Genomic DNA, 21,608 nt, shown 5'->3' on the forward strand with positions numbered 1-21,608 from the left:
GGAGCGAGCCTGCTCGCGATGAGGCCCTGAAGCACAGCACAAAAAAGCGCTCCACCGGCAGAGCTCAACGATCACTCCCGCCCCCGAAGTTTCTTCACCTCCGAAAGCCGAACATCCTCGGAAAACGCTCACCCGTTGAGCGTGATAAATCCCGGTATGCCGCCACACCAGGTAACTGGCAATACAGGCCGCGTGCTCATGCGCCATGTCTGAAATCAAGAACCGCCAGAAAATCCCGGTCGATTCCTTGACCTGATGTCATTTTAATGGTCCCCTGCGCGCCTGTTTCAGGTGTCCCATGCCGCCGTGCATGGGGTGAAACGGGAAGCCGGTTCGTCATTTTTTCGATGATCAGTCCGGCGCTGCCCCCGCAACGGTATGCGAGCGAAGCATTCGACAGACCACTGTGCCTCGGCATGGGAAGGTGAATGGTTCATGACCCTCGCGAGCCCGGAGACCGGCCTGAAGCATCGTTTGGCAAACCCGCGGTGGGCGGGCGCAGGCCGGTTCCGTGGGCGCGCTCGCCTGCGATTCCCTATGCGTTATTCCCTCCGGGATTCATTCATTCCTGCTTCAAGTGGAACGACATGTCCCGTAATTCCCTGATCCATTCCCTGCAAGGCACCTGGCTGCGTGCAAGCCTTGTCCCGTGCGTGTTTCTCTCTGCTCCAACCCTGGCGGCGGACGAAGACAAATCCCTGGCGCTGCCCGCTACCGCGATTACCGGTACCGCCGAGCAAACACCCCCACCGGACCTGTTGACGCCGAGTACCAGTGGCTCGCGCCTCAACCTGACGCCGCTGGAAACCCCGGCCAGCGTGACCAGCATCAGCTCCGAGCAGATCCTCAAGCGCAACAACGCGACCGTGCAGGATGCGGTCACCCGCTCCCCGGGCATCACCAACATCGGCACCCCTGGCAACGGCGGCACGGCGTTGTCGGCGCGGGGTTTCACCGGGCACAGTTCGACCATGCAACTCTATGACGGCACACGCCTGTACGTCGGTGCCGGCACCGTGACGTTCCCGGTGGACACCTGGTCGGTCGAGCGCATCGACATCCTGCGCGGCCCGGCTTCGGTGCTGTACGGCGAGGGCGCGACCGGCGCCGTGGTGAACGTGGTGCCGAAGAAACCGTTCGAGGGCGAAGTGCGTAATCATGTGCGCCTGGGCTACGGTTCCGATGACCGCCGTCAAGCCGCGCTGGACAGCGGCGGCTCGCTGACCGACACCCTGAGTTATCGCCTGAACCTCAATCAACTGGCCAGCAATGGCTGGGTCGATCGCGGCGACTCCGAAAGCATCGCCATCAGTGGTTCGCTGCGCTGGCAGGCCAGCGATGACCTGAGCTTCACCTTCAGCCACGACTACGGCGACCAGGACCCGCAGCAGTATTTCGGTACGCCACTGGTCAATGGCCACTTCAGCGAGCACCTGCGCGATCACAACTACAACGTCGATAACGCCACGGTGCATTACAACGACCAGTCCACGCGCCTGGTGACCGACTGGGTGATCAGCGACAACCTGAGCGCCAGCAACCAGCTGTATTTCCTCAAGACGCAAAGGCGCTGGCGCAATGCCGAAACCTACACCTGGCTGCCAGGTGATCAGGTGCGGCGCAGCAGCTTCATCAGCATCAAGCAGACCCAGGAACAGATCGGCGATCGTCAGTCGTTCACCCTCAAGCATTCGCTGTTCGGCCTGGACAGCCAGACCGTGGTCGGCGCCGATTACAATTCGATCCGCTTCGTGCGCAAACACGATTTCGGCAACGTCTACACCGATACCGTGCCGCTGTCCGGCTCGGGCGGTGGCGAGTACGTCAGCACCGATCCTTACCGCTCCCGCGAAGCCAACCAGGCCAAGCAGTTCTCGCTGTTCGCCGAGAACCGCACGCAGTTGACCGAGCAACTGTCGTTGATTACCGGTGCGCGCCGCGATCAGGTGCACCTCGACCGCGACGACCTGCTGGCCGGTACCCGCAGTGATCGCAGCCTGTCCGGCGACAACTGGCGTGCGGGCCTGGTGTTCGCCCTGACCGAAGACCTGTCGGTGTACGGCCAGTACGCCACCAGTACCGAAGGCGTGAGCAACCTGCTGACTCTCAGCGCGGCGCAGCAACAGTGGGACCTGAGCACGGCCAAGCAGACCGAAGTCGGCATCAAGCAATTGCTGCCGGAAGGCCGTGGCGAATGGACGTTGGCCGCCTATCACATCGTCAAGAAGAAGCTGCTGAGCACCGATCCTCTCAACCCGACCGTGCAACAACAGGTGGGCCAGCAGTCGTCGGACGGCATCGAGGCGACGCTCGAACTGCGCCTGCCCTACGACGTGCAACTGTCCGCCAACGCCGCCTGGGTGCGCGCCGAGTACGACGACTTTGTCAGTGGCAGCAGCGATTTCAAGGGCAACCAGCCGGTCAACGTGCCGCGCCGTTCCGCCAACCTGTGGCTGAGCAAGGACTTCGGTGATCTGTTCAGTGCCGGCGCCGGGGCGCGTTATGTCGACAGCCGTTATGGCGACAACGCCAACACGATCGAGGTGCCGAGCTACACGGTGGTCGATGCCAACTTCGACTGGCATGTGCAGAAGGACCTGACCCTGGGCGTGCAACTGAACAACCTGTTCGATCGCCAGTACGCCACCACCAGCGGCAACAACGGACGGCAGTGGTACCTGGGCGAGCCGCGCTCGTTCTTCGTCACGGCTGACTACAACTTCTGATGCGATTGCACCGGCCCTGGGCCGGTGCACTCTGGAGGCACGCCCATGACGAAGCTCGACATCGAAGGCCTGGCCTGGCGTATCGACTCGCGCTGGTTGCTGCGCGAGGTGGGCCTGCACGTGGGGCAGGGTGAGTTCGTCGGCCTGATCGGGCCCAATGGTAGCGGCAAGACCAGCCTGCTGCGCTGCGCCTATCGCTCGACCGAGCCGGATGAAGGGCAGGTGCGCCTGGACGGCGACGATGTCTGGCAACGCCCGGCACGCTGGTGCGCGCAACGCATCGCCGTGGTGTTGCAGGAGTTTCCCCAGGAGTTCGGCTTGAGCGTACGCGATGTGGTGAGCATGGGACGCACGCCACACAAGGGCCTGTTCGACGGCGACACGCCGCACGATGCCCGACTGATCGCCCGGGCGCTGGATCAAGTCGGCCTGGCAAGCTGCGCCGAGCATGCCTTCGCGACACTGTCCGGCGGCGAGAAGCAGCGTGTGCTGCTGGCCCGTGCCCTGGTTCAAGAGCCGCAACTGCTGATCCTCGACGAGCCAACCAACCACCTCGACCCACGTTATCAACTGGAGTTGTTGCAGCACTTGCGCGGCCTGGGCCTGAGCATTCTCGCCAGCTTCCATGACCTCAACCTGGCCGCCGCCTTCTGCGACCGGCTGTATGTCGTCGATGGCGGCCGGATCGTTGCCAGCGGCACGCCGGATCAAGTGCTGACGAGCGCTGTCCTGGAGCAGGTGTTTGGCGTCCAGGCGCTGGTCGACCGGCATCCGTTGCACCCTTATCCACGTATTACCTGGATCACCCGATGATGAATGTCCGTTACCTGATCGGCCTGCTGCTGGTGGCGTTCGCGCTGCCTGGCCTGGCCAGTGAATACCCTTTGACGATCCGCAGTTGTGATCGCGACGTCACCTTCGCCAAGGCGCCGCAGCGGGTGGTGGTGCACGACGTCAACATGAGTGCGATGCTCCTGCACCTTGGCCTGCGTGAGCGGATTGTCGGCTACACAGGTTTCACTAAAAGCAAACACCGCGATCCGTGGGTCGATACGGCGCTGCAAGGTGTGCCGCAACTGGCCAATCGTTACCCGTCCATCGAAACCCTGCTGAGCGCCGACACCGAACTATTCTTCGCCGGCTGGAATTACGGCATGCACGTGGGCGGCCCGGTGACGCCGAGTACCCTCGCGCCGTTCGGCATTGCGGTGTACGAGCTGAGCGAATCCTGTTCCTGGATCATGCAGCAGAAGCGCGCCAGCCTCGACGACCTGTTTCGCGACCTGAGCAATCTGGGGCGGATTTTCTCGGTCGAAGCCTCCGCGCAAAAGCAGGTCGAACAGATGCGCAGCCGCATCGACTCGGTACGCCAGACCGTGGCGCAAGCGCAGCACACGCCAACAGTGTTTTTGTACGACAGCGGCGAAGATCGCCCGACCACTTCCGGACGCCTGGGCATGCCCCAGGCGCTGATCGAAAGCGCCGGTGGCCGCAACGTGATGGACGATGTGTCCGCCAGCTGGACGCAAGTGAACTGGGAAAGTGTGGTCGAGCGTGACCCCGAGGTCATCGTCATTGTCGATTACGGTCCGCGTAGCTGGCAGCAGAAACGTGATTTCCTGCTCAACCAGCCGGCGCTGAAGGATGTGCGCGCCATTCGCGAGCAGCGCTTCATCGTGCTGACTTATCTGGAAGTCACGCCCGCGGTTGAAAACGCCCTGGCCATCGAGAAGATCGCGGCGGGCCTGTACCCCGAATTGTTCGAGCGGCGTGCGCCGTGATCAGGGTGCGTGGCCCAGGCGGCTACCGCTGGCTGATCGTGGGCTTGAGCGCAGCTCTGCTGTTGTCGTGCGTCATGGCCCTGGCGTTCGGGCCGGCAGGGGTGCCGTTGGGCAAGGTGGCGGGTATCGTCGCTGAGCGTCTGGGCCTGGAGGTGCCGGTGTCATGGACGCAGAACCAGGCGCACATCGTCTGGCTGATTCGCGCGCCACGGGTGCTGTTGGGCGCCTTGGTCGGCGCCGGCCTGGCGCTGGTGGGCACGGCGTTGCAAGCGGTCACCCGAAATCCCCTGGCCGATCCGCATCTGCTGGGCATCAGCTCCGGTGCGGCGCTCGGGGCCGTGCTGGTGATCCTTTATCTGGGCGAGTTTCTTGGCGTGTTCAGTCTGCCGCTGGCGGCGTTTCTCGGTGCGGCGGGCAGCATGCTGCTGGTGATCACCGTGGCTCGCCGCGGTGGACGCCTGGACAGCGACCGGTTGCTGCTGGCCGGGGTGGCGGTGTCATTCGTGCTGATGGCGATGGTCAACCTGCTGCTGTACACCGGCGATCAGCACGCGGCAGCTTCGGTGGTGTTCTGGATGCTCGGCGGCCTGGGCTCTGCGCGTTGGAACGTCATCTGGGTGCCAGCGATCTGTGTGCTGCTGGGGCTGGTCGCCTTGCGCGTGATGGCGCGCGGGCTGAATGCGCTGATGAGTGGCGAACAGACCGCTGTCAGCCTCGGCTTCAGTGGACGGCGCCTGAGGGTGCAGGTGTTCATCTGCACGTCATTGCTGACCGGCGTGCTGGTGTCGCTGTCGGGTGCCATCGGCTTTGTCGGCCTGATGGTGCCGCACATGGCACGGGCGTTGGTCGGTGCAGAGAACGGTCGGTTGATCCCGGTGAGCGCGTTGCTCGGCGCGATATTCCTGGTGTGGGTTGACGTCGCGGCGCGCACGCTGATCGCCCCCGAGGATTTGCCCATTGGCATTGCCACGGCGGCGCTTGGCGGGGTGTTCTTCATCCTGTTGTTGAGGCGGTGAGGGCGCGCGATCAGCGGCCCATCCGCACACTGGCAAACGTCGACTCATTGCGCGCATGGTCGAGCGCGGTCACCGGGGTGGGCGCCGGCAGGGTGGTCACCCGTTTGCGCCCCATCGGTGAGCCCGCACGCTCGTCGCTGGGCGGCACGCCGAAGTGCTCGCGGTAGCATTTGGAAAAGTGCGGCGTGGAGACAAAACCGCAGACCGTCGCCAGTTCGATCATCGGCATCGACGTCTGCTTGAGCAGTTGCCGTGCCCGAATCAGGCGCAAGCGCAGGTAGTAACGAGACGGTGTGCATTGCAGGTATTTCTGGAACAGACGCTCCAGTTGCCGGCGTGACAGGTCGACGTATTCGGCGAGGTGGTCGAGGTCGATGGGTTCTTCGAGGTTGGCCTCCATCAGCGCGACGATTTCCTGCAACTTGGGCTGATGGGTGCCCAGTACGTGCTTGAGCGGTACGCGCTGGTGGTCCTGTTCGTTGCGGATGCGCTCGTAGACGAACATCTCCGAGATGGCCGCCGACAACTCACGGCCATGATCGCGACCGATCAGGTGCAGCATCATGTCCATGGGCGCGGTGCCGCCGGAGCTGGTGAAGCGGTTGCGGTCGAGGGTGAACAGCCTGGCGCTCACGCCGACGCGGGGGAAGGCTTCCTGCATGGCCGCCAGGCATTCCCAGTGCACGCTGCATTCGTAGCCATCGAGCAGGCCGGCCTGGGCCAGCGCCCAACTGCCGGTGCAAATGCCCCCCAGCCTGCGCGACTGACGGGCCAGGGTCTTGAGCCAGGTGGTGTGCTCGCGGGTGATCGCGCCCTGGATACCCACACCGCCGCAGACGATGAGGGTGTCGGCCAGCCCTGAATCGCTGCGGCACGCTTCGTCCCACGAGGCATCGGGGGTGATCGGCACGCCGTCGCTGGCCCACACCTGTTTGCCGCCGGGGCTGAAGGTGTGCCAGCGGTAGAGTTGTTTTCCAGTCAGCTGATTGGCCATGCGCAGGGGTTCGATGGCGCAGGACAGGGAAATCAGGGTGAACCGATCCAGCAGCAGGAAACCGACCGACTGGGTCGGTTTGCCGTCGAGTGAGGACATGGGCGTCATCCTGCAGACGTCGCCCGGGCAGGCTGCGCCGATTGCCGCGAGGTGATCAGGCCGATGAACGAGATCGCCAGCGCCAGGCCAATGGTGGTGGTTACTTCGGTGCGGTGTTGCGGGGAAACCATCATCACCGCCAGCGCCGTGCAGATGAACAGGATCACCAGCCAGGTCAGCCAGGGGAACAGCCACATGCGAAAGGTCAGCTCGACGTTCTGCCGGCGCAGCATCCGTCGCATGCGCAACTGCGAAACGGCGATGGCCAGGTACACCAGCAAGGCAATCGCGCCGGAACTGGCCAGCAGGAATTCGAACAGGCCGGCGGGCATGAAGTAACTCCACACGGTGATCGCCGCACCTAGCACGGTGCTGGCGATGACGGCGGCGCGCGGTACGCCTTCGCTGGAAGTGGCCTTCAGCACCGCCGGCGCATCGCCGCGCCGACCCAGCGAATAAAGCATGCGCGAGGCGATGTAGATCGAGGAGTTCATGCAACTGGCTACGGCGATCAGCACCACCACGTCAACCATGAACTTGGCGTGGGGGATGTTCATGATTTCCAGGGCGCGCTGGTAGGAACCCACGGAGGCCAGCAGCGGGTCGTTCCACGGTACCACGGAGATGACCACGAAGATCGACAGCAGGTAGAACACGCCGATGCGCCACATCACCGAACGGGTGGCCTTGGCGATGTTGCGTGCCGGATCACTGGATTCGGCGGCGGCGATGGTCACCGCTTCCGTGCCGATGAAACTGAACATGATGGTGATGAAGGCGCCCACCACTGCTGACAAGCCGTTGGGAGCAAAACCGCCGTGTGCCGCCATCAGGCCGCTCAGGCCACTGACTTCGCGATCGGGCACCCAGCCCATCAACACGGCAAAACCGACACCGATGAAACCGATGATCGCCACGACCTTGGCCATGGCGAACCAGAATTCGAATTCACCGTATTTGGAGACGCTGAAGAGGTTGGTGATCACCAGCGCAATGATCGAGCCCAGGGCGAACAACCAGGCGTCGACCTGGGGAAACCACTGGTTCAACACATGCCCGGCGGCGAGGGCTTCGATGGGGATGACCAGCACCCAGAACCACCAGTAGAGCCAGCCGATGGTGAAGCCGGCCCAGCGGCCGATGGCCTGGTCGGCGTAGGTGGAGAACGAACCGGTGTCGGGGTTGGCCACGGCCATCTCGCCGAGCATGCGCATCACCAGCACGACCAACAGGCCCGAGAACAGATAGGCCAGCAACACCGCCGGGCCCGCTGCCGCAATGGCATGTCCCGAGCCTACGAATAAACCGGCGCCGATGATCCCGGCGATAGACAACATGGTGACGTGACGAGGCTTGAAGCCCTGCGCCAATTGGCCACTCGAGTTCGGGCTAATCATTTTATTTTTCTTCTCTGGTGAACGACGTTTAAGCGGGCTGACGGGGGGCAGGCGGCTGCCCTGGGCGAAACGGCGCTCTCCAGACGCGGTGGTTACTGACAAACCCATCATCGCGGTGTGGTGTTCGGTGCAAAACAGCGCCACCTTACGCGGATTGTCCGACAATCCAGTGGCCTGAGCGCGGCACCCCGGTGCCTGATATCGACACCGGCACCGGCCCCACCGTCCCCTGTAGGAGCGAGCTTGCTCGCGATGAAGGCCCAGGCACCGCGGTGTGTCAGGCTTCCCACGTCATCGTTAACGACCCATCGCGAGCAAGCTCGCTCCTACAGGTTTGGTGGTGTCCTTGTGGGAGCGAGCCTGCTCGCGATGGAGGCCCAAGCACCGCGGGGTGTCAGGCAACCGGCGTCATCGTTGACGACCATCGCGAGCAGGCTCGCTCCCACAGATGCCCGCATTCCCCCTGTTGGAGGGCATCGCTTTGTGTCAGGCAGATGGGGTATTTATGCGTCGGTGGTATCAGTGCTATACGATTGGCACTGTTTATCTATCAATCCGCGAAGGGTAGTTTTCCCTCAGATCATCCGAATCGAAAGGACACCCTTCATGAAAAACACCCTGATCGGTCTCGCGGTGTGCGCCGCAGCCCCTTTTGCCGACGCTGCCGGCTCAGACAACGCCAACGACCCACGCCGCCCCGAACAGCAGATCTCCCGCGCGGGCTCCCAGGCATCGGTAGCCGGGCCTGAGCAATGGTTCACCGGGCGGGTCCGGGTCGAGCCATTGTTCCCCACCAGTGATGCAATCAATGCCTCCGGTGCCTACGTCAATTTCGAACCGGGTGCGCGTTCGGCCTGGCATACCCACCCAGCGGGGCAACGCCTGGTGGTGACATCCGGCGTAGGGTTGATCCAGGAATGGGGCAAACCGGTGCAGGAAATCCACCCCGGTGACGTGATCGTCTGCCCACCCGGCGTCAAACACTGGCACGGTGCAGCACCGTCAAGCGGCATGACCCATCTGGCAATCACCGGCACGGTGGACGGCAAGAACGCCGAGTGGCTGGAGAAAGTCAGTGATGAGCAATACAACGCGCGCGGTACGCAAGCGCCTGTTGCCGCACCACCAGCGGTTTCGCAAACCCTGTCGGCCAAACAGCAAAGCATCCCGCTGATCGCCGCCGCGATGGCCACCAGCAACATGCCGGCCTTGAACACGGCGTTGAACAAAGGCCTGGATGCCGGCCTGAGCGTCAGCGAAGCCAAGGAAATCCTGGTGCAGCTCTACGCCTACAGCGGTTTCCCGCGCAGCCTCAATGCCCTTGGCGAATTGATGAAAGTGGTCGAGGCCCGCAAGCAGAACGGTGTCCAGGACGAGCCGGGCCGTGAGCCGAGTCGTGTCATTCCCACCGGCAACGAACTGCTGGCGGCGGGCAAGGCCAATCAGACGCGTATCGCTGGCGCACCGGTGCAGGGGCCGCTGTTCGATTTCGTCCCGGTGATCAACCAGTACCTGCAGACGCACCTGTTCGGCGACATTTTCGAGCGCGACAACCTGGACTGGCAGAGCCGCGAGCTGGCGACCGTCGCCGCACTCGCGGTCACCCCTGGCGTGGAATCACAACTGCGTTCGCACATGGCCGCCAGCCTGCGGGTCGGCTTGACCCCTGCGCAGTTGCGCCAGTTGATCCAGTTGCTGGCCGGGCAGGGCGATGAGGCTGCTGCCAAACGCGCGGGTGAGGCGCTGGACACGGTGCAGGCCAATCAACCGTCATAACGCAGGGTTTCGCGCAACAGGTTGAAGGCCGGAGAACTCTGGCGCCGGCTCGGATAATAGAGGTGGTAGCCAGAGAACGGTTCGCACCAGTCCTCGAGCACGCGGATCAACCGGCCCTGTGCCACGTGTTCCTGCACCAGGTCCTCGGGCATGTAGGCCAGGCCCAGGCCCTGCAGCGCTGCTTCCAGGCGCATGGCGATGTTGTTGAACACCAGTTGGCCTTCGACCCGCACATTCAACTCTTGCCCGTTTTTCTCGAACTCCCAGACGTAGAGCCCGCCGTGGGTCGGCATGCGCAGGGTGATGCAGTTGTGGGCCGTCAGGTCGTTGGGGATGACGGGCTGCGGATAGCGGGAGAAATAGTCGGGTGAACCGACCACCGCCATGCGCATGTCGGGGCCGATGCGCATGGCAATCATGTCCTTGGCCACCTGCGGACCCAGGCGTACGCCGGCGTCGAAGCCCTGGGCGACGATATCGGTGAAGCCGTAGTCGACGATGATTTCGATGTTCAGGTCGGGATGCTCGGGCAGCAGTTTCGCGAGCACGGGGTGCAACACTTTGATTGCCGAATGCTCGCCTGCGGTGATGCGCAACTTGCCGGCCGGTCTGTCGCGGAACTCGCTGAGCAGGGCCAGTTCGGTGTCGATCTCTTCAAAGCGCGGGGCGATCACTTTGAGCAGATGCTCGCCGGCTTCGGTGGGCGACACGCTGCGGGTGGTGCGCGCGAGCAGGCGCACGCCCAGCCGATCTTCCAGTTGGCGCATGGCCCGGCTCAACGCCGGTTGCGACATGCCCAGCCGGGCAGCGGCGCGAGTGAAGCTGCGCTCCTGGGCCACGGCCGAGAAGATCGCCAGTTGGTCGTAGCTTTCGCTGGTCATTCATGCGCACCCGTTATGAACCAAGCGTGATTATGCCAGCTACCGATCCCTGTAGGAGCGAGCTTGCTCGCGATGGTGGCTCAGGCACCGCTGTGTATCAGGCATCCCACGTCATCGTTAACGACCATCGCGAGCATGCTCGCTCCTACAGGTTTAGTGGTGTCCTTGTGGGAGCGAGCCTGCTCGCGATGGTGGCCCAGGCACCGCTGTGTGTCAGGCAGTCTGCGTCATCGTTAACGACCATCGCGAGCAGGCTCGCTCCCACAGAAGGTCGAGATCAAAGGCGATACGCGATCCCTTGTAGGAGCGAGCTTGCTCGCGATAGGCGCAGGCACCGCGGGCATTCAGGCATCCCGCGTCATCGTTGACGACCATCGCGAGCAAGCTCGCTCCTACAGGGGGGGAATGAATATCTGTCTTAAAAATGCAATAAAAATGTCGCGTAGAAATATTACTGAAATGTTTCATTCCTATGATCGTAGGAGTTTTCTTTCAGGGAAGTAATCTCATGCGTCGTGTGGTGTTCAATCAAAAGGGTGGGGTGGGCAAGTCGAGTATTGCCTGCAATCTGGCGGCAGTCAGTGCGGCCGAGGGTTACAGGACGCTGCTGGTGGACCTCGATCCGCAGGCCAATTCCACCCATTACCTCACCGGCTTGACCGGCGACGACATCCCGATGGGCATTGCCGACTTCTTCAAGCAGACCCTGTCCAGCGGCCCCGCGAGCAAGAAAAATCACGTGGCGATCACCGACACCCGCTACGACAACCTGCACCTGGTCACCGCCAGCCGCGAACTGGCCGACCTGCAATCCAAGCTCGAGTCCAAGTTCAAGATCAACAAACTGCGCCGCTTGCTGGTGGCGTTGTCCGAGGATTACGAGCGCATCTACATCGACACGCCGCCGTCGCTGAACTTCTACACCTACAGCGCCTTGATCGCCGCCAACCGCGTGCTGATCCCGTTCGATTGCGACAAGTTTTCCCGCCAGGCGCTGTACAGCGTCATCGCCCAGGTGGCCGAGCTGCGCGCCGATCACAATGAAGAGCTGATCGTGGAAGGGGTGGTGGTCAACCAGTTCGAGCCGCGCGCCAGCCTGCACCGCACGCTGATCAACGAGCTGGTGGCCGAAGGCTTGCCGGTGTTGCCGGATTACCTGAGCAGCACGGTGAAGATGCGCGAGTCCCATGAAGCCTCGGTGCCAATGATCCACCTGGCGCCACGGCACAAGCTGTCGCGGGAATTCGTCAGCCTGTTTTCGGCGCTGGAACGGGCGAGCTAAGGTCGTCCATCCAACGGCGATGGATCAATGTTGCAAACGCATCAATCACCACCCCAAATGCAGACCCGGGGGCGAACCTGCCTGAGCGTGTCTGCTCGAGGTATGCTGTGGCTCATGTCTTTTACTTGGCGAACACCTCTGTCATGGCTACACCAAAGCGAAAACACTCCACCATCGAGCGCGAACTGGCGCGTGCGCTGACCACTGCCTGCGAGGCGGCAAAAAGCGAGATGGTCGGGTTCGAGTGGCTGACCCACCGGGTCGATTACGCGCGCTTCCCGGAAAGCCTGATTGTCACCTGGGTGTTCGACCGCGACAGCCACCTGGACCAGGCCGTCGCCGGGCAGGCCAAGGCGCACATGCACGCACTCACCCTGGCAGCCTTCGATGAGATCGGCATCAGCGTGAAAGACATCGCCCGCCATGTCGAAGTCGACTCGCAGCAGCGTTGCGATACCCAGCACGGTGGCGACTGGGCGGCGCGCATCGACTCACGCCTGCGCAAGGAGGGGCGCCGTGGCCAAGGACATTGAAAACCCCTGCGTCTCGCTGTGCCAGTTGAACAGCGAACTGTGCGTGAGCTGCGGGCGCACCCGCGAAGAGATCCGCAAATGGCGCGGCATGAAGCGCCCGGAAAAAATGGCGGCCGTGCAGAAGGCCACGGCGCGCCTGAAGGCCATCAACAAAAAGAAGAGCAAGGCCCAGGCCTAGCGAATGCCCGTGCCGGCCATGGCTTCCGGCACCCATTGCGCCGTCGACAGCGGTTCGATGTAGCGGATGCCGCCATGGGGACCTACCACGCCGTTGATGTTGTAGGTGCGGCGCGTCAGGTCATAGGTCATGAACGGTGTGGCGTCCGGCACCTGGCGGTCGTAGCTCTGGCTGAAGAATGCGAAGGAGCCGCGATAGAGCTGGCCGTCGGCGTCGTACTGGTCGGAGGCGAGGGCGGCCCAGGTGTCCTCGTCCAGGTAGAAGCGGCGTTTCTGGTAGATGTGCCGGGCACCGGCCTTGAGCTTGCCTTCGACCACGTACACCCGGTGTTTTTCCCAGCGTACGAAGTCCGGCGAAATGAAGTTCGGCGTCGTCAGCGACTTGGCGTTGCGCGCGTAGGTCAGCTTGTAGGTGTTGTAGGGCACGATCATTTCCTGCTTGCCCACCAGGGTCCAGTCGTACAGTTCCAGCGCCCGGGCGGTGCCGGGGTTCGGCGTGTCGTAGGCGAGGATCGAGATCTGCTTGACCCGCCGCTGGCCAGGCAGGTACTGCCAGGCGCGGCCGGGGTATTGCACCGGGTTGCTGGCGTTCTTGAGCATGATCGACTCGCCGGCCCGGCGTGCGGGGCCAGTGTAGGACAGCTTCAACTGGTGGTAGATGTCCGAGTTGTTGAACGGCTTGGACAGGTTCTCGTAGATCGGAAACGACACGAACGCCTCGCCGCTGACCGCCAGGCTCGCCACACCCGCGGCGTCGACGTTCCAGGAGTCGTAGCGCGAATGAATGTTGACGCCCTGGTAGCGCAACAGGAAATTCCACATCGCCTCGGCGCCGGATTGTGGGATGGGGAAGGGCACGCCGGGCAGCACGTTGTCGATGGCGGTGCCGTTGTCCAGGGAGCGGGCGGCGGTGGCGTTGCGGCGACTGTTGTCGAGGATCGCCTGGGGCAGCGACGCCGTGCGGTGCGTCGGGTAGACATCCAGGCGAAACCCCGGATAGCGTCGGGCCAACTCCACGGTGGTGGCGGTCAGCAGGTCCTTGTAGGCGTCGACGTTCCTGCCGTTGATCACCAGCACCGGTAGTTCATGGGCAAAGGGGTCGGGGCGCATGCCGTCGTCCGCCTTGAAACCGGCCGGGGCCGTGGTCAGCCCACCGTTGTAGGGCGGGATGGAGCCGTCGGCATTGCCGGCCTTTTCCGCGCCGACCCAGGTCAGGCTGGTGCCCAGTCGGGCCGCTTCCTGGCTGGAGACGGCGGTATGGGCATTGAAGCCCAATGCCAGCAACGGCAGGGCGGCGAGCAGGCTGTTCACGGGTTTCATATTGTTATTCTCCTGTCCGGCTTCCACGCAAGAGTGGGCGCCGGAGGTTTTTCAGTCGTGACATTAAAAAGCCCCCGGACTGCGGGGGCTTTTCATTTGACGACAGGCGTTTGGCTATTCATGACACGCCGGGGGCCGGGTGTCCGAATGCCTGTTGCTGCATAGAGGCAAGCTTCAATAGCGCAACGCATCAATGACCACGCCCAGCGCCGACGACTGCTCACGCCGATTGGGGTAGTACAGGTGGTAGCCAGCAAAGGGTTGGCACCAGTCTTCCAGCACACGAATAAGGCGGCCCGCAGCCAGATCGCCAGCCACCATGTCTTCCGGCAGGAACGCCAGGCCGCAACCGGCCACGGCGGCACGCAGGATCGGCACGCTGCTGTTGAAGGTCCATTGGCCCTCGACGCGGGCCTTGAGTTCGTGGCCGCCCTTTTCGAAATCCCATTGCAGCAGGCTACCGTGGGTCGGCAAGCGCAGGTTGATGCAGTTATGCGCCGACAGGTCGCTTGGCGTCATCGGGTGAGGTTTTTTGCGAAAGTACTCGGGCGATGCCACGACGGCCATCTGCAAGCGTGGCCCGATAGGCACCGCGATCATGTCCTTGGCCACCTGGTCGCCCAGGCGCACCCCGGCGTCATAACGTTGCGCGACGATGTCCGAGAGGGCGTAGTCGACGGTGATCTCAACCTTGATGTCCGGGTAGTCGGGCAGCACTTTCAGCAGCTTGGGCCAGAGGATGTTGTTGGCCGCATGCTCCGACGCGGAAATCCTGATGTTGCCGGCGGGTGTGTCGCGAAACTCGGTGACCGCGGCCAGTTCCTGGTCGATCTCGTCGAAGCGTGGCGCCATGGATTGATACAGGCGTTGGCCGGCCTCGGTGGGGGACACGCTGCGCGTGGTGCGCGTGAGCAAGCGCACACCCAGGCGCGTTTCCAGGCTGCGCATGGTGTGGCTCAGGGCCGATTGCGAAACGCCAAGCTGAGCCGCCGCGCGGGTGAAGCTGCCTTCGCGGGCGATGACCACGAAGGCTTGCAGGTCGTTGAGATTGGCACGGGACATTGATGAGATCCTCTCATGAAGGCTTGAGCTATTGGCCCATCTAATCATGTCCCGTAGCGATTGGGGTGGTTGAATGCCGCTGCTGGCGTATCCGCGGGCCTCACAGCGTTCTTTGGTAGAACGTCTTGAGCTTGCCCATCGCGGCGTCGACGTACTTGGGCACCCAGTAGGTTTCGATATGGGTGGCGCCTTCGATCCGGAACAGCTCCTTGTCCTGGGTGCCGGTGGCCTTGGCGAAGGCGTCCTCGGTCATGTACAGGCTGTCGGCCTGGGTGCCGGCGATCATCAGCAGGGGCTGCTGGATCAGTTCGATCTGGTTCGTGGCGTCGAACCGCATCAGGTCGAGCAGGCTGCTGGTGGTGTACTTGAAGGTCGAGTTGGGGTGTGCGTGGGTTTTCCAGTAGTACTCGTAGCCCTGGCGATAGAGGGCGAACGGCAGCTTGGCGATCTGCTCATCGCTCAGGTTGGCGTCCCCGGAGTAGCGAACTTCACCACCGGCGGCTTCCTCGGCACGCGCCTCGGCGGCTTGCTTGAGCCGGTCCTGGACGGTGTCCAGTTGCGAGTCGGCGTAGCCATTGCGGCGAACCCGCCCGGAGTTGAACATACTGATGGTTGCCACGGTCTTGAAGCGCTTGTCGGTTTCAGCGGCGGCCAGCGAGTAACCACCGCCGCCACAGATACCGAGCAAGCCCAGGCGTGACCTATCCACCCCGCTGTATTGCGTGATGAAATCCGCCATGCCGTGGATATCCTCGATGCGGTTGGCCGGTTTGTCGACGCTGCGCGGTTGTCCTTCGCTCGCGCCCTGGTAGGCCGCGTCGGCGGTGATGGTGATGTAGCCTTCTTCGGCCAGGCGTTGTGCGTAGAGGCCGGCAACCTGTTCTTTGACGCCGCCGTTCGGGTGGGCGACGACGATGGTCGGGTAGACCTTTGTCCCGTCGTAGCCTGCCGGGGTGTACACGTTGGCGGCGATTTTCAGGCCGTTCAATTGATAGCTGACCGGATGAATGTTCACCTTGCCGGCGTCGTTGCGGGTGATGGCCCCGTCGTACACCAGCGTGAACGGATTCTTTTTGTAGTCCGCGGCGCCGCTCTCTGCCGAGCCGCCCACCATGGCCGCCATCAAGGTGGCTTTGAGTACTGTCTTTCTCATGGGAATTTCCACTGGGTTCAGGTGTGATTGCGTCAGTCCAGATGTTTCTCGGTGAGAAATCCGGACACCAGATCGGCGATCTGGACGTTGTTCAGATCAGACATGGGGAAGTGCGTATTGCCCTTGATGCCTATTTCCGGCAAATGAATGAGCCGCACGTCACCGCCATGTCTGTTCACGGTGTCGCGCCACAACCTCGCCATCGCCAGGCGGGCGCGCCAGCTGTCCTGGGCGGGGAGGTCGGTGGCCTGCTCGGGAATGTTGTCGCCATAGAGCACCAGGATGGGGATGCGGGTCAGTGCCTTGAACTGCTCCATCGGCACCGATGTTCCCTGCACCGTGTCGAATGCGCTGGGAATGGGCGCGGGCACTTCCCCTGCCGGAAACACGAAGCTGCTGCCGGGCTCGAACGCGACGATCGCCTTGACCTTGTCGTTCTTGATGGCGGTGAGCCAACCGGGCCCGCCGCCTTGTGAGTGGGTGAACAGGATGCCGGGGCCGATTCGGTTGAACACCGCGGATACGCCATCGGACACCACACCCATGTCGAACGGGCCGGTGTTGGGCGTCATGGCGCGAAAGAACTGCTCGCGGGTTTGCGCATCCCGAGCCACTTGCGCGTTGTCGAAGTAGTGGGGCCACAAGCCGATCCGGAACTGGTTGAACCACAGTTGTTCGTCCGGTGTGGGTTTGACGGTGGCCTCGACCATGCTGCGACCCGCGTCGCCCCGTCGTGGCTGGTCGATCAGGTAAACGCCGTAGTGGCGTCGCAGGAAGATGTTCTGGAAGCCTTCGCGGCCATCGGCGGTGGTCTCCCAGGTCTTGGAAAACTGGCCCGCGCCGTGCCACATGACAATGGGCAATCTGCGCGCACCGACAGGCACCTGGTAGAACGCGTAGGCGTGATCGCCATGGTAGGTCTGACCGGCCGGGACCATGGGTTGACGCGGGTCGAATTGGCCCGGCGCAGTGGTCATTGTCCCGCCGGCGGCGAAGCTGCCTTGCGCCTGGATCTGCAAGGGCGCGACTGTATCACCCGCGTCTGTGGAGTGAGCAGCGCAGGCGGCCAGCGTGCTGATCGTGGCGAGGATCAGTAAGGGTTGGGTGATCGTCATGCCTGGGGTCTCCCTGCGATTTGATTCCTGGTTTTGTCGATGGGCGGGTACTTCGCCTGACGAGCTTGTGTCGTGGGTATCCGGTACTTCCCGATGAACAGCGAGGCGTCACGCGGTCAGCTTGCGAAGTGACCCTCGCTCAGCCATTCATTCACGTACTCCATGGTTTTGCGCTCCTGCTCGCCTTGCATGACCAGGCCTTCTTGCACTTTCGCTGCGGGTGCATGACGGTTGAGCACCGCGCGGCTGTTTCCCAGGCCGTAACCCCCATGGGTGTTGAACGGGATGATGGTCTTGCCGCTCAGGTCGTGTGTTGAAAGAAACGTGCGCACGACCGGGGGCATGGTTTCGCCCCAGATGGGGAAGCCGAGAAACACGGTGTCGTAGTCGGACAGATCGCGTACGTCGCTTTCCAGCGCCGGCTCGAAACCGCTGTCGCGCTCGTTGCGGGCTTGTTCGACGGTTTGCAGGTAGTCCTCGGGATAAGGCGTAGCCGGACGTATTTCGAACAGGTCTGCCCCCAGGCCACGCTGGATCAGGCCGGCGATCACTCGGGTATTACCCGAGCGAGAGAAGTACGCCACCAGCGTGCGCGAACCGCTGCGAGGCGCTTCGACGTCGCGGCTGTCCGTGCCGGCGAGGGCCAGCAGCGGGGCGCTTGCCAGAGCGGCAACGACGGTGCGTCGCAACGGATCGTGATCCTGGCTCATCACCGATCTCCTAGCGCCCGACACGGGCCTTGAGGGACTCGGGGTAGCGGTCGCCGTGCACCGTGATCTGCGCCAGGGCGGTGGCGATGGACTGCAAGTCGGCGCTGCTCAGGGTCACCTCGGTGCTGCCGATGTTTTCCTTGAGGCGATCGAGCTTGGTCGTGCCCGGAATAGGCACGATGCAGGGCGCTTGCGCGAGCAGCCAGGCCAGGGCGATCTGCGCGGGGGTGACGGCCTTTTGCGCGGCGATTTCGCGCAGCCGGCTGATCAGGTCCTGGTTGGCTTGCAGCGCCTCGGGGCTGAAGCGCGGGACGATGCTGCGAAAGTCATCGCTGCCAAACGCGGCGTCGGCGGCGATGGCGCCCGTGAGAAAACCTTTGCCCAGCGGGCTGAACGGCACGAAGCCGATGCCCAGCTCCCGGAGCGTCGGGAAAATCTCCAGCTCGGGCTCTCGCCACCACAACGAGTATTCGCTTTGCAGCGCGGTGACCGGTTGAACCGCGTGCGCGCGGCGGATGGTCTGCGCGCCGGCCTCGGAGAGACCGAAGTGCTTGACCTTGCCCTCGTCGATGAGCGCCTTGACCGCGCCCGCCACGTCTTCAATCGGGACGTTGGGATCGACGCGGTGTTGATAGAGCAGGTCGATGTAGTCGGTTTTCAATCGGCGCAGTGAGCCTTCGACGGCAACACGAATGTGCTCGGGACGGCTGTTGAGAATCTGCTGCTTGTTGTCGGCACCGAAGGTAAAACCGAACTTGGTGGCGATCACCACCTGATCGCGCACCGGCGCCAGCGCCTGGCCGACCACCTCTTCGTTGAGGTAGGGGCCGTAGACCTCGGCGGTGTCGAAGAAGGTGACACCCAGGTCGAAGGCATGGCGAATCAGTGACACCGACTGTTGGGTGTCGGTGGCCGGGCCATAACCGTGGCTGAGTCCCATGCAGCCAAGGCCCAGGGCGGAGACTTCAAGTGAACTGTTTCCAAGTGTGCGCTTTTGCATGGCATGTTCCTTCGGGAGAGCGAACCAGTCGCCAGGGTGGTTGCAGCCGGGGCCTGTGTGGCCGCTGCAAAACAGGTGAGGAAAAATTAAGCCAATGCGGCGGTTCGAAACAGAGGGGTAATCGGCAAGGGCTTATGAAAACCACTCATCAATTCGCCCGCTACGCGTTGCGAAAATGGCCGGTGCCGGGTTGCATTCGGGCCGGGATCATCTTCAAATTGTGAAACATCCAAGCGCTGAGCCTTGACTATGAACACGCCTCGTAAAGAATCACCGTTGCCCGAAGACCTGCGGGTGTTTCTCACCGTCATCCGCAAAAGCAGCTTCGTCGCGGCTTCCGAGGAGCTTGGCCTGTCGCCGGCCTATGTCAGCAAGCGCATTCGTGTGCTGGAGGAGGTGCTGGGCGCACGGCTGATGCACCGCACCACGCGCAACATCGCGCTGACCGATGCCGGCGAGCGCGCGCATCGCTGGGCCGTGCGCATTCTCGATGACCTGGACAACTTTGTCGGTGAACTGACCGACGTGCGCCAGGAGCCCAGCGGCCTGCTGCACATTTGCAGCAGCTTCGGTTTTGGCCGCAACCATGTGGCACCCGCCGTGGCGTTGCTGTCGTCGCGGTTTTCCGGGCTCGAGGTGCGCCTGGATGTGTTTGATCGCGTGGTAGACATCGTGGCCGAGGGTTTCGACCTGGAGATTCGCATCGGCGATGACCTGCCGGCGCAGCACCGGGCCCGCAAGCTGACCGACAACCACCGAGTGTTGTGTGCGACGCCCGAGTACCTGGCCAGCCGTGGCACGCCGCAGAGCCTCAAGGACCTGAGCACGCACGACTGCCTGGTGATCAAGGAGCGCAATAACCCGTTCGGCGTCTGGCATTTGCAGCGCGATGGGCGTGATGAAAGCGTGCGGGTCAACGGCCCGTTGTCGTCGAACAATGGCGAGATTGTGTTGCAGTGGGCATTGAGCGGTCGCGGCATCCTGCTGCGTTCGTACTGGGACGTGAAGCCGTTGCTCAATGCCGGCAAGCTGGTGCGGGTGCTGCACGACTACACCCAGAGCGCCAACATCTGGGCCGTGTACCCGACACGCCTGGCCGATTCGGCCAAGCTGCGGGTGTGCGTCGAATTTTTGCAGGATCACTTCCAGGCATTGGCCGAGTGAGCAACCGTCCAGGGCCCTGAACGGTTGCAATGGCTCAGGCGAAAATGCCAAGCAGCACGCTGGCTGCGATCACCGTAGCGGCGCCGCCCAGGCGCGTGGAGATCTGCGCGAATGGCATCAGCCCCATGCGATTGGCGGCGGAGAGGATCGCCACGTCACCGGTGCCGCCCAGGCCGCTGTGGCAGCAGGTGACGATGGCCGATTCGATGGGGTACATCTTCAGCAGATTGCCAATCAGGAAGCCCGCCAGGGTCATGGCGACCACCACCGTGGTGCACACCAGAACGTAGCCGAGCGAGAACACGCTCATCACGCTGTCCAGCGGCACATAGAGCATGCCCAGGCCGATCATCACCGGCCAGATGAAGGCGGTGGAAATCAACTTGTAGAACTGCTTGCTGCCCTTTTCCAGGCGGTCCGGCAGCACGCGCAGGTATTTGAACAGCACGGCCACCACGATCATCATCACCGGCCCCGGAATGTGCACCAGCTTTTCCAGCAGTCCGCCGAGGATGAAGAAGCTGCAGATCAGCAGGACGCCGGCGCCCATGTAGCGGAAGTCGATGGCGCCGTGGTCCTCGCTCTCCTTGAACTTGTCGTTCTCCTCACGGGCGCGGATCAGCATGCCGTCGCCGTTAAGCTTAGGCTTCTTCACGGCCAGGCGCGCCAGGGCGCCGGCGCAGATGATCGCGACGATGTTGCCCACCACGGCCGCCGGCACCAGTTGCGCGACGTACTGCTCGGGGCTGCCGCCGAGGATGTGCGCGTAGGCCAGCGACAACGGCAGGATGCCTTCGCCGATGCCGCCGCCAATGATCGGCACGATGATGAAGAAGAACGTGTGGTACACCGAGTAGCCGAACAGCAGGCCCACCAGCAACCCGGCGACCACGGCGGCCAGGGTGCCGAGCACCAGCGGCACGAACATGCGGATCATGCCCTGGACCAGGATGAAGCGGTTCATGCCCAGGATGCTGCCCACCACCAGGCTGGCGATGACGAAGTACAAAAAGTTCGCGTCCTTCATCAGCATGCGCGTGGCATCGAGCGTGGTGCTGCCGAAGAAACCGTGGAACACCAGTACCGAAGGCAGCAGGAGGCACAGGATGGCACCGCCGCCGATGTCGCGGAACAGCGGCAGGCGCTGCCCCAGTTGGCCGAAGAACACGCCCATGGTCATGATCACGGCCAGGCCGCCGATCATGGTCTTGGGCAGGTAACCGAAATGCGCCGAACAGAACACGATGACGGCGATGGCGATGAAATAGGGCAGGGGGATGACGCCGATTTCGTAGGTCGCGAACGACCGCAGCAGGCGCCTTGCGCCAGACGTCGGGGCCGCGTCGCAAGCGGCCGTTTGCTCAATGGAGTTGTTCATGGTGTGACTCCTGGAATTATTGTTGTAGGAGGATGCACCGGGCC

19 protein-coding genes and 1 riboswitch are annotated in these 21,608 nt (G+C 63.0%); of the genes, 9 read left to right on the forward strand and 10 right to left on the reverse strand.

Features of this window, described 5'->3' with window-relative positions:
- Nucleotides 1-272 precede the first annotated feature (272 nt).
- Nucleotides 273-481: riboswitch (cobalamin riboswitch) on the forward strand.
- Nucleotides 482-587: 106 nt separating this feature from the next.
- From ABVN20_RS04655 to ABVN20_RS04670, 4 genes are read left to right on the forward strand one after another with little or no spacing between them, the layout of a single operon-like run.
- Nucleotides 588-2,726, forward strand: a complete 2,139-nt coding sequence (locus tag ABVN20_RS04655; RefSeq protein ID WP_368554320.1) for a TonB-dependent receptor — start codon at nt 588-590, stop codon at nt 2,724-2,726.
- A 45-nt stretch (nt 2,727-2,771) separates the two neighbouring features.
- Entirely contained in the window at nt 2,772-3,539 is a 768-nt protein-coding gene (locus ABVN20_RS04660; protein ID WP_368554321.1) for an ABC transporter ATP-binding protein, read from the forward strand.
- Complete coding sequence (locus ABVN20_RS04665) at nt 3,524-4,507, forward strand: ABC transporter substrate-binding protein (protein WP_368554565.1); 984 nt, start codon at nt 3,524-3,526, stop codon at nt 4,505-4,507. The genes ABVN20_RS04660 and ABVN20_RS04665 overlap by 16 nt, the downstream gene beginning before the upstream one ends.
- Nucleotides 4,507-5,523 (forward strand): FecCD family ABC transporter permease, encoded by a 1,017-nt coding sequence (locus ABVN20_RS04670; RefSeq protein ID WP_368554566.1) that lies wholly within the window; start codon nt 4,507-4,509, stop codon nt 5,521-5,523. Before ABVN20_RS04665 ends, ABVN20_RS04670 begins: the two co-directional genes overlap by 1 nt.
- A 10-nt stretch (nt 5,524-5,533) precedes the next feature.
- Here ABVN20_RS04670 and ABVN20_RS04675 read toward each other — a convergent pair whose 3' ends face one another.
- Both ABVN20_RS04675 and gabP read right to left on the reverse strand, forming a co-directional pair.
- Nucleotides 5,534-6,625, reverse strand: a complete 1,092-nt coding sequence (locus tag ABVN20_RS04675; protein ID WP_368554322.1) for a GlxA family transcriptional regulator — start codon at nt 6,623-6,625, stop codon at nt 5,534-5,536.
- Entirely contained in the window at nt 6,622-8,013 is a 1,392-nt protein-coding gene (gabP, locus tag ABVN20_RS04680) for a GABA permease (RefSeq protein WP_368554323.1), read from the reverse strand. Before gabP ends, ABVN20_RS04675 begins: the two co-directional genes overlap by 4 nt.
- 606 nt (nt 8,014-8,619) lie before the next feature.
- On the opposite strand from gabP, the gene ABVN20_RS04685 reads away from it, so the two are divergent.
- Nucleotides 8,620-9,789: a carboxymuconolactone decarboxylase family protein gene (locus ABVN20_RS04685; RefSeq protein WP_368554324.1), complete on the forward strand. Its 1,170-nt coding sequence runs from the start codon at nt 8,620-8,622 to the stop codon at nt 9,787-9,789.
- Here the strand turns inward: ABVN20_RS04685 and ABVN20_RS04690 are convergent.
- On the reverse strand, nt 9,777-10,670 hold the full coding sequence (locus ABVN20_RS04690) for a LysR family transcriptional regulator (protein ID WP_368554325.1): 894 nt from the start codon (nt 10,668-10,670) through the stop codon (nt 9,777-9,779). The two genes, ABVN20_RS04685 and ABVN20_RS04690, sit on opposite strands and share 13 nt — an antisense overlap.
- Before the next feature lie 508 nt (nt 10,671-11,178).
- Here ABVN20_RS04690 and ABVN20_RS04695 point away from each other — a divergent pair.
- From ABVN20_RS04695 to ABVN20_RS04705, 3 genes are all read left to right on the forward strand, one after another.
- Entirely contained in the window at nt 11,179-11,952 is a 774-nt protein-coding gene (locus ABVN20_RS04695) for a ParA family protein (RefSeq protein ID WP_368554326.1), read from the forward strand.
- 143 nt (nt 11,953-12,095) lie between these two features.
- Complete coding sequence (locus ABVN20_RS04700) at nt 12,096-12,485, forward strand: hypothetical protein (RefSeq protein WP_368554327.1); 390 nt, start codon at nt 12,096-12,098, stop codon at nt 12,483-12,485.
- A complete protein-coding gene (locus ABVN20_RS04705) occupies nt 12,469-12,663 on the forward strand; it encodes a DUF1289 domain-containing protein (protein WP_368554328.1) in 195 nt (64 codons plus the stop codon). The genes ABVN20_RS04700 and ABVN20_RS04705 overlap by 17 nt, the downstream gene beginning before the upstream one ends.
- Here ABVN20_RS04705 and ABVN20_RS04710 read toward each other — a convergent pair.
- From ABVN20_RS04710 to ABVN20_RS04735, 6 genes are all read right to left on the reverse strand, one after another.
- On the reverse strand, nt 12,660-13,982 hold the full coding sequence (locus ABVN20_RS04710) for a DUF1329 domain-containing protein (RefSeq protein ID WP_368554329.1): 1,323 nt from the start codon (nt 13,980-13,982) through the stop codon (nt 12,660-12,662). The two genes, ABVN20_RS04705 and ABVN20_RS04710, sit on opposite strands and share 4 nt — an antisense overlap.
- Before the next feature lie 174 nt (nt 13,983-14,156).
- Nucleotides 14,157-15,044, reverse strand: coding sequence for a LysR family transcriptional regulator (locus ABVN20_RS04715; protein WP_368554330.1), 888 nt, complete (start codon nt 15,042-15,044; stop codon nt 14,157-14,159).
- 100 nt (nt 15,045-15,144) lie between these two features.
- Nucleotides 15,145-16,197 carry an alpha/beta hydrolase gene (locus ABVN20_RS04720; protein WP_368554331.1) on the reverse strand — a complete coding sequence of 351 codons (1,053 nt, stop codon included), beginning with the start codon at nt 16,195-16,197 and terminating at the stop codon, nt 15,145-15,147.
- Nucleotides 16,198-16,229: 32 nt separating this feature from the next.
- A complete protein-coding gene (locus ABVN20_RS04725; protein WP_368554332.1) occupies nt 16,230-17,312 on the reverse strand; it encodes an alpha/beta fold hydrolase in 1,083 nt (360 codons plus the stop codon).
- 116 nt (nt 17,313-17,428) lie between these two features.
- On the reverse strand, nt 17,429-18,022 hold the full coding sequence (locus ABVN20_RS04730; protein WP_368554333.1) for a flavodoxin: 594 nt from the start codon (nt 18,020-18,022) through the stop codon (nt 17,429-17,431).
- 10 nt (nt 18,023-18,032) lie between these two features.
- Nucleotides 18,033-19,022 carry an aldo/keto reductase gene (locus tag ABVN20_RS04735; protein ID WP_368554334.1) on the reverse strand — a complete coding sequence of 330 codons (990 nt, stop codon included), beginning with the start codon at nt 19,020-19,022 and terminating at the stop codon, nt 18,033-18,035.
- 249 nt (nt 19,023-19,271) lie between these two features.
- On the opposite strand from ABVN20_RS04735, the gene ABVN20_RS04740 reads away from it, so the two are divergent.
- Entirely contained in the window at nt 19,272-20,186 is a 915-nt protein-coding gene (locus tag ABVN20_RS04740) for a LysR substrate-binding domain-containing protein (RefSeq protein ID WP_368554335.1), read from the forward strand.
- Between the two features lie 34 nt (nt 20,187-20,220).
- Here ABVN20_RS04740 and ABVN20_RS04745 read toward each other — a convergent pair whose 3' ends face one another.
- Nucleotides 20,221-21,564 (reverse strand): 2-hydroxycarboxylate transporter family protein, encoded by a 1,344-nt coding sequence (locus ABVN20_RS04745; RefSeq protein WP_368554336.1) that lies wholly within the window; start codon nt 21,562-21,564, stop codon nt 20,221-20,223.
- Nucleotides 21,565-21,608 lie beyond the last annotated feature (44 nt).

It is taken from the genome of Pseudomonas sp. MYb118, from assembly GCF_040947875.1.
Classification (GTDB): domain Bacteria; phylum Pseudomonadota; class Gammaproteobacteria; order Pseudomonadales; family Pseudomonadaceae; genus Aquipseudomonas.

What these genes read in the sequence shown, in the direction of transcription:
- ABVN20_RS04730 (WP_368554333.1), bottom strand. Translation starts at nt 18,022, where the DNA reads ATGAGCCAGGATCACGATCCGTTGCGACGCACCGTCGTTGCCGCTCTG.
- ABVN20_RS04735 (WP_368554334.1), bottom strand. Translation starts at nt 19,022, where the DNA reads ATGCAAAAGCGCACACTTGGAAACAGTTCACTTGAAGTCTCCGCCCTG.
- gabP (WP_368554323.1), bottom strand. Translation starts at nt 8,013, where the DNA reads ATGATTAGCCCGAACTCGAGTGGCCAATTGGCGCAGGGCTTCAAGCCT.
- ABVN20_RS04715 (WP_368554330.1), bottom strand. Translation starts at nt 15,044, where the DNA reads ATGTCCCGTGCCAATCTCAACGACCTGCAAGCCTTCGTGGTCATCGCC.
- ABVN20_RS04685 (WP_368554324.1), top strand. Translation starts at nt 8,620, where the DNA reads ATGAAAAACACCCTGATCGGTCTCGCGGTGTGCGCCGCAGCCCCTTTT.
- ABVN20_RS04710 (WP_368554329.1), bottom strand. Translation starts at nt 13,982, where the DNA reads ATGAAACCCGTGAACAGCCTGCTCGCCGCCCTGCCGTTGCTGGCATTG.
- ABVN20_RS04700 (WP_368554327.1), top strand. Translation starts at nt 12,096, where the DNA reads ATGGCTACACCAAAGCGAAAACACTCCACCATCGAGCGCGAACTGGCG.
- ABVN20_RS04660 (WP_368554321.1), top strand. Translation starts at nt 2,772, where the DNA reads ATGACGAAGCTCGACATCGAAGGCCTGGCCTGGCGTATCGACTCGCGC.
- ABVN20_RS04675 (WP_368554322.1), bottom strand. Translation starts at nt 6,625, where the DNA reads ATGACGCCCATGTCCTCACTCGACGGCAAACCGACCCAGTCGGTCGGT.
- ABVN20_RS04745 (WP_368554336.1), bottom strand. Translation starts at nt 21,564, where the DNA reads ATGAACAACTCCATTGAGCAAACGGCCGCTTGCGACGCGGCCCCGACG.
- ABVN20_RS04690 (WP_368554325.1), bottom strand. Translation starts at nt 10,670, where the DNA reads ATGACCAGCGAAAGCTACGACCAACTGGCGATCTTCTCGGCCGTGGCC.
- ABVN20_RS04655 (WP_368554320.1), top strand. Translation starts at nt 588, where the DNA reads ATGTCCCGTAATTCCCTGATCCATTCCCTGCAAGGCACCTGGCTGCGT.
- ABVN20_RS04725 (WP_368554332.1), bottom strand. Translation starts at nt 17,312, where the DNA reads ATGACGATCACCCAACCCTTACTGATCCTCGCCACGATCAGCACGCTG.
- ABVN20_RS04740 (WP_368554335.1), top strand. Translation starts at nt 19,272, where the DNA reads ATGAACACGCCTCGTAAAGAATCACCGTTGCCCGAAGACCTGCGGGTG.
- ABVN20_RS04695 (WP_368554326.1), top strand. Translation starts at nt 11,179, where the DNA reads ATGCGTCGTGTGGTGTTCAATCAAAAGGGTGGGGTGGGCAAGTCGAGT.
- ABVN20_RS04720 (WP_368554331.1), bottom strand. Translation starts at nt 16,197, where the DNA reads ATGAGAAAGACAGTACTCAAAGCCACCTTGATGGCGGCCATGGTGGGC.